The sequence below is a fragment of the Cyanobium sp. BA20m-14 genome, assembly GCF_024346295.1.
Genome location: NZ_JAGQCR010000197.1, coordinates 1 through 5925 on the forward strand (window position 1 = coordinate 1; position 5925 = coordinate 5925).

A 5925-nucleotide genomic window follows, 5' to 3' on the forward strand; every position below is an offset into this window, starting at 1 on the left:
CACTTCCGTATAAAAGGTGAGGGAGCGCTCCAGATCGCCAACCCGGAGCATGGTGTGCAGCATGCGCATCAGCGGATCAGGCCAGGCATCAACCTGGGCACAACAAATTCCATTGTGGCGAGCAACCCCAAGGGCGGTACCCATCAGCACAAATGGATGGGTGGGGGTGACCCATAGGATCTCGACAGAGAGCGCCAATGGCACTTCAACGTGATCGATTCCCTCGACCTTGTTATTGACACCGTGGTGGCACGGGAGGTGTTGGATTCCCGCGGCACACCCACGGTGGAGGCCGAGGTGCTGCTGGAGGGAGGCGCCAGCGGCCGGGCGATTGTGCCGAGTGGCGCTAGCACCGGTGCCCATGAGGCCCATGAGCTGCGAGATGGCGGCAGCCGTTACTTCGGCAAGGGCGTCACCCAAGCCGTCAACAACATCGAAGAGCGAATCGCCCCGGCCCTTTGTGGCCTGAGCGCCCTTGACCAAAGCGCCGTGGACGGTGCCATGGCCGAACTCGACGGCAGTGACAACAAGTCCAGCCTCGGTGCCAACGCCGTGTTGGCCGTGAGCCTGGCCACCGCCCGGGCAGCCGCCAACGGCGTCGGCCTGCCCCTCTACCGCTACCTAGGCGGCCCGCTGGCCAACCTGTTGCCGGTGCCGCTGATGAATGTGATCAACGGCGGCGCCCACGCCTCCAACAACATGGATTTTCAGGAATTCATGTTGGTGCCCCATGGCGCCAGCAGCTTCCGCGAAGCCCTGCGCATGGGCGCGGAGGTGTTCCACACCCTCAAGGGTTTGCTGAGCAGCCAGGGCCTCTCAACCGCCGTTGGCGATGAGGGCGGCTTCGCTCCCGACCTGGCCAGCAATGACGCCGCCGGCGAACTGCTGATGCAAGCAATCGAGAAGGCCGGCTATCGGCCCGGCGACCAGATCTCCCTAGCTCTGGATGTGGCCAGTACCGAGTTTTTCAAAGATGGCCGCTACAACTTCGGCGGCGGCAGCTACAGCAGCGCCGAGATGGTGGACCAGTTAGCCCAGCTGGCCAGCCGGTTCCCGATCGTTTCAATTGAAGACGGCATCGCCGAAGACGACTGGGATGGTTGGGCCCTACTCACCGAGCGCCTTGGCAAAACGGTGCAGCTGGTGGGCGACGACCTGTTTGTGACCAACACCGCCCGGCTACAGCGGGGCATCGATCTTGGTGTCGCCAATTCAATTTTGATCAAAGTGAATCAGATCGGCTCGCTCACCGAAACCCTGCAGGCGATCGATCTAGCCGGCCGGGCTGGCTACACCAGTGTCATCAGCCACCGCTCCGGCGAAACCGAAGACACCACCATCGCCGACCTCGCCGTAGCCACCCGCGCCGGCCAGATCAAAACCGGATCCCTCAGTCGCTCCGATCGGGTGGCTAAATACAACCAACTGCTCCGGATTGAGGACGAACTCGGCAGCCAGGCGATCTACGCCGGCGCTGAAGACCGGGGCCCCCGCGGCAAAGCCTAAGTATTTATACCTCCCCCGTTGGAGGACGATAAATAAAAAGCAAGGGTCAGCCATTAAAGTTTCCTGAACACTTAGGGCCCGGAGGCGCTGTTGGCACCCGCCTCCCAAGACCCTCCCACCAAATTGGTGGCGTCTGAATTCACAGCAAAAAGCCCAGAGTTCAACGCAAAGGGCTTAACGCGCCTCTCCGCCTTGCTCGGCGCTATCGGCATAGTTGTCACAGGTGGAGCGTCCGTATTCACCTACCAGCTCCTGCACGAGCCTTTGGAGTCGGTTGGGGCCTCGGAGGTGAGTCACCTGGCCTCGGCCAAATGCACCGCCATTGCCCGCTCGCTCACAGCCCTTTCCCTGGCTCGCAGCGATGTGCAAAACGGGGAACCAGAGGGTGAGCGCACCGATCCCGATCCCAACGCGACCATCGGCGTAATCAGCCTCGGCAACTGGGATCTTGAGGATTTTCATACCAGCAGCATCTCCCAACAGGAAAGCCTGGCCATCCTGCGCCGTTTACCTCTAGATCCCCGCAACGATCCCCAGGCTCGATCAGTACGCACCGCCCTAAGCGGCGCCTCCCCTGAGCTCAGGGCCGACTTAAATCAGCCCCACTGCAATGGATTGGGCTACAACCTTGCCCCTATGGCGGTGCGGGCCTATCCAATACCGGGCCGCTCCAGTGGTTGGACAGCCTTTATCTACGGTCCATGGAACATACGGGGCAAGCAAAAAGCAGCCTTCTCCCTGGTAAATCTTTCGGCCAGCATGCTGGCGATCAGCGGCCACGATCAGGACCCAAGCCTGCAAGCGCCGGGCACTGCCCAAGCTTGAGCTAGAGCCAGAAGACCAAAAACTGGTAGGGCTGCGCATCGTGCCCTTTGCCAACCAGCTGGTCAGCACCCAGGTGAGCATTGACCACAACCGGCTCAACTGGACCTCCTGGCGCGCCACGGCCCTGGTTTTTCTGATGGGTTCACTGGCCACCATCTCATTGGTGCTGGTGAGTCGCAATTCGGAGATCCGGCTACGCCGGCTCAATGGAGCCCTGCTGCGCGAGAGCCGCACCGATGGGCTCACCCGCATCGCCAACCGCCGCGCCTGGGATGAGAGCCTCAATCTTGAAGAGAGCCGCCGCCAGCGACACGGCTATCAGTACGGGCTGGTGGTGGTTGATCTAAACGGCTTCAAGCAAATCAATGATGAGCAGGGCCATCAGATGGGAGACCAGGTGCAGAAGATCGCAGCCAGCCAGCTGGGCGCCCAAATGCGCGGCACGGATTTACTGGCCCGCGTTGGCGGCGACGAGTTCGCGCTGATGGTGTTCAACCCCAGCGCCTCCGGCTTGGATGAACTGGTGGATCGCCTGCGGGAGGCCCTGCAAGCCTGCGGCGTTCAAGCCTCGATCGGTGCAGCGATGAGTGAACCGCGAATCACTCTGGAGCAAACCTGGGCAAAAGCTGATGAGGCGGTGTACACCTACAAGCCCCAAACCAGCAAAAAGCTCAACCCACGCCGGGCAATTGATCAATCCGGCCATCGCGCTTAAGCCGGCCCTGCAGCTTGACCCAGCTGAGCCCCACATGCAGGCTGGCCAGCAGGGGAATGATTACTAAGGCCGGTCGAGCACTGACCGCCAGCAGGGCCGCTGCAACTGCCAAACCAGCTAGCAGCATCGACTGACCCGCAGCCTGCTGGGCCAGGGCCAAGCGCCGGAGCAGGCGATCCGTTTCGCCGGCGCGAATCTGCACCTGCAGGTCGCCCTGCTCGATGCGCGCCAGGCTGTCGTCTAATCGTTTGGGAATACCCAAGGCGCGGCTGCCCACCTCTGCCGCCTGGCGCGAGATTTCATTGAAGAGGTCGTTTGCACTACCGCCAACACCAGAACCCCTGCCACCGCTTGAAGTCATTAGGGGAAGTAGGTAGGGGCGGGCAATCGCCACCAAACTAAAGCCGCTATCGAGGCTGCGGCCGACCCCCTCAAAGGTGGAGAGGGCCCGCATCACAAAGATCAGCTCTGGGGGCAACCTGAAGGGCTGTCCGTAAACCAGGTCGTATAAGTCGCCCGACAGGCGCTCAAGCACATTGGCGGAAAAAGGAGGCGTCAGCGCCTCTTCCAGCATCACCCTCACCAGGCGCCGCACCGGGCCCGGATCAACGCCAGGTGCAATCACACCCGCCTGCTGCAGCTCCTTGACCAAACCAGCTGCGTCTCGGCCAGCTGCTGCACGCACCATGCTGCCCAGGCGGCCCCGCAGGCGGCTGGAGAGCTGACCCATCATGCCGAAGTCGTAGTAGATGAGGGCCCCATCGGCGGCAACGGCCAGGTTGCCGGGGTGGGGATCGGCGTGGAAAAAGCCAAACCGCACCAGCTGCTGCAGGTAGCTGGCGGCGCCCTTTTCCGCTACGGCGGCGGGCACGATTCCAGCCTCGATCAGGGCCTGGCGATCGGTGATCTTGATGCCGGGCACATAGTCGAGGCAAAGCACCCGGCGGGAACTCAATTCCCACACCACGGCTGGAATGCGGATGCCGGGATCGTCTAGAAACTGCTGGCGGAAGCGGGCCGCGTGCTCGGCCTCCAGCCGGAAGTCGAGCTCTCTGAGCAACACCCGCCGGCACTCCTGGGCAATGCCGATCCAGTCGCGGCCGCGGCCCCAGCGGGGATGGCGCTGCACCGCCGCAGCAACTTGTTGCATCACCTCAAGGTCGAGCCGGAAGGTGCGCTCCAAGCCAGGGCGCTGCACCTTGAACACCACCTGACGGCCGCTGCGCAGGCTGGCGCGGTGCACTTGGGCCAGGCTGGCCGAACCCAGCGGCTCGCTCTCCAGGTCAATTATCTCGGCGCAGCGCTCACCCAACTCCTGCTCCAGCAGGTCTTGCACCACCGCAAAGGGGAAGGCGGGAACCCGGTCCTGCAGGGTGGCTAGCTCCTCCACCAGTTCAGCGGGCAGCACGTCGGGACGGGCCGAAAGCAGTTGGCCCAGCTTGATAAAGGCTGAGCCAAGCCCCAGGAATGCCTGGGTGAGCCAGCGGGCCCGGCGCCGCTGACGGCTCCGCTGCCGCTCTGGGGTGACACCACCGACATAGCTCCAGGCTTGGCCGTCCCACCACAGACCGAGCAGCAGGGCCAGGGCCAACCACCAGATGCGCAGCGGCCTAAGCAGGATCACGAATCCTGGTCCAGTCGGCGAGCCATGGCCGCCACCCGGGCGCGCAGGGCATCGATTTGATCCTGAATATCCACAGACGGCGCCGTGATGGCTACCTCCGGCTCGTCGTCCCTCTCGATCCGGGCAGCTTCTGCTTCCACTTCGTCCCAGAAAAGCTGAAACTCCTGACGCAGCCGCTCCGGAGCGTCCTGAGCCAGCAGAGCCAGATTGGCGGCCGCATCAACGAGGCCGCTGCCTAAGCGAGCCCCCAAGCGCTGCAAGGCAGCTTGGACAAGCGATTGCGGCGCACTCATTGGGGCCTGGCAGCAGGTGTGGACTGTGGCAGATCAGCGCTAGGCAAATCTGGAGGCGGCGGGGCATCCAGGCTTGGCGCGTCAGCGGGGACAGCCTGGGCTTCCGGTTCAGCCGCGGGCGAGGGCAACTCCTGGGGCGGCTCAGCTTCGCTGGCGGCGGGAGAGGCTGTATCGGGTTGCTGCTCTAACTGCAAAAGATCCGCGTCACCGCGGATATCCTGGTTTTCAGCGCCAAACCGCAGCCGCAGGCTCTCCAGCGAAGTGCCCGGGAAGGGCCGCACCTCAAAGCCCTGACCAAGGCGCACCAGGGAAGGCAGCTGCAGGGCAAGCAACCGCTGGGTGACGCCATAACCGAGGCCAAAGCAAAAGCCCACCAGCAATGGCACCTGCCAGCGGGGGCGTGGCTGGGATGGCGGAGCTGCTGAAACCGAAGCCACTTGAGCCATAGGTGCCAAATCTAGGGGGAGGGGCTTTGCTGGGGCGAGTCCCCGCCTAAGAACAGATGGCCCTGATTCCCCGCTGGCGCTTCATGAGCGACGAGGCGAAGGCTTTGACAAAGCGCACCGCGGTGTCGTTGCTGGTGGTGTTGCTGGTGGCGGTTGTATTTAGAGCGCTGCTGCCATGGGCGCTGCTGGGGCTGGTTATTTGGTGGATTTGGAGAGCGATCAACAAATAAAAGCCAATAAAAAAGCGGACCCGTCCAGGACCGCTCGATGACCAAACTCAAATATATCACAATTTGTAACGGCACTTGCGGAGCTCTGTCAGGCGGCCTGCTGGTCCTTAGCCCAGGCTCGCTCAAGGGAGCTCCTGAACTGCTCGGTGCCGGACGGGGTGCCGATTAGGTGCCTGCGGAACAGGCTGGTCAAGCGCCAAAACTTGATTCCTGCCGCGATTGCAAAAACCGCCCAGGGCACAAGCATCCATAGGGGGTTGCTCATCGCTGCTGCTCTCCTCGACCA

9 protein-coding genes are annotated in these 5925 nt (G+C 62.8%); 4 read left to right on the forward strand and 5 right to left on the reverse strand.

Annotation, left to right across the window (positions count from 1 at the left end):
* A partial coding sequence (locus KBZ07_RS15025; protein WP_254932373.1) for a VOC family protein occupies positions 1-69 on the reverse strand: 69 nt, incomplete at its 3' end.
* 141 nt (positions 70-210) lie between these two features.
* On the opposite strand from KBZ07_RS15025, the gene eno reads away from it, so the two are divergent.
* The 3 genes from eno to KBZ07_RS15040 all read left to right on the forward strand — a co-directional run bounded on the left by eno (position 211) and on the right by KBZ07_RS15040 (position 3046).
* The gene (gene eno / locus KBZ07_RS15030; RefSeq protein ID WP_254932368.1) at positions 211-1506 is read left to right on the forward strand and encodes a phosphopyruvate hydratase; all 1296 of its coding nucleotides are present in this window, start codon (positions 211-213) and stop codon (positions 1504-1506) included.
* Between the two features lie 192 nt (positions 1507-1698).
* The gene (locus KBZ07_RS15035; RefSeq protein ID WP_254932369.1) at positions 1699-2331 is read left to right on the forward strand and encodes a hypothetical protein; all 633 of its coding nucleotides are present in this window, start codon (positions 1699-1701) and stop codon (positions 2329-2331) included.
* Between the two features lie 40 nt (positions 2332-2371).
* Positions 2372-3046: a GGDEF domain-containing protein gene (locus KBZ07_RS15040; protein WP_254932370.1), complete on the forward strand. Its 675-nt coding sequence runs from the start codon at positions 2372-2374 to the stop codon at positions 3044-3046.
* Here the strand turns inward: KBZ07_RS15040 and KBZ07_RS15045 are convergent.
* The 3 genes from KBZ07_RS15045 to KBZ07_RS15055 are packed head-to-tail and all read right to left on the reverse strand — an operon-like array spanning position 3003 to position 5409.
* On the reverse strand, positions 3003-4667 hold the full coding sequence (locus KBZ07_RS15045; RefSeq protein ID WP_254932374.1) for an AarF/ABC1/UbiB kinase family protein: 1665 nt from the start codon (positions 4665-4667) through the stop codon (positions 3003-3005). The genes KBZ07_RS15040 and KBZ07_RS15045 overlap by 44 nt on opposite strands.
* Positions 4667-4930, reverse strand: a complete 264-nt coding sequence (locus tag KBZ07_RS15050; RefSeq protein ID WP_315856809.1) for a hypothetical protein — start codon at positions 4928-4930, stop codon at positions 4667-4669. Before KBZ07_RS15050 ends, KBZ07_RS15045 begins: the two co-directional genes overlap by 1 nt.
* A gap of 29 nt (positions 4931-4959) precedes the next feature.
* On the reverse strand, positions 4960-5409 hold the full coding sequence (locus KBZ07_RS15055) for a hypothetical protein (RefSeq protein ID WP_254932371.1): 450 nt from the start codon (positions 5407-5409) through the stop codon (positions 4960-4962).
* 56 nt (positions 5410-5465) lie between these two features.
* Here KBZ07_RS15055 and KBZ07_RS15060 point away from each other — a divergent pair, with 56 nt between their 5' ends.
* A complete protein-coding gene (locus KBZ07_RS15060; protein ID WP_193486311.1) occupies positions 5466-5639 on the forward strand; it encodes a hypothetical protein in 174 nt (57 codons plus the stop codon).
* Positions 5640-5727: 88 nt separating this feature from the next.
* Here KBZ07_RS15060 and KBZ07_RS15065 read toward each other — a convergent pair.
* Positions 5728-5925, reverse strand: a 198-nt coding sequence (locus KBZ07_RS15065) for a hypothetical protein (RefSeq protein WP_254932372.1), incomplete at its 5' end; no start/stop codon positions are given.

Bases quoted from the DNA above. Each gene is read 5' to 3' on its own strand.
- KBZ07_RS15055 (WP_254932371.1), bottom strand. From the start codon at position 5,409: ATGGCTCAAGTGGCTTCGGTTTCAGCAGCTCCGCCATCCCAGCCACGC.
- KBZ07_RS15060 (WP_193486311.1), top strand. From the start codon at position 5,466: ATGGCCCTGATTCCCCGCTGGCGCTTCATGAGCGACGAGGCGAAGGCT.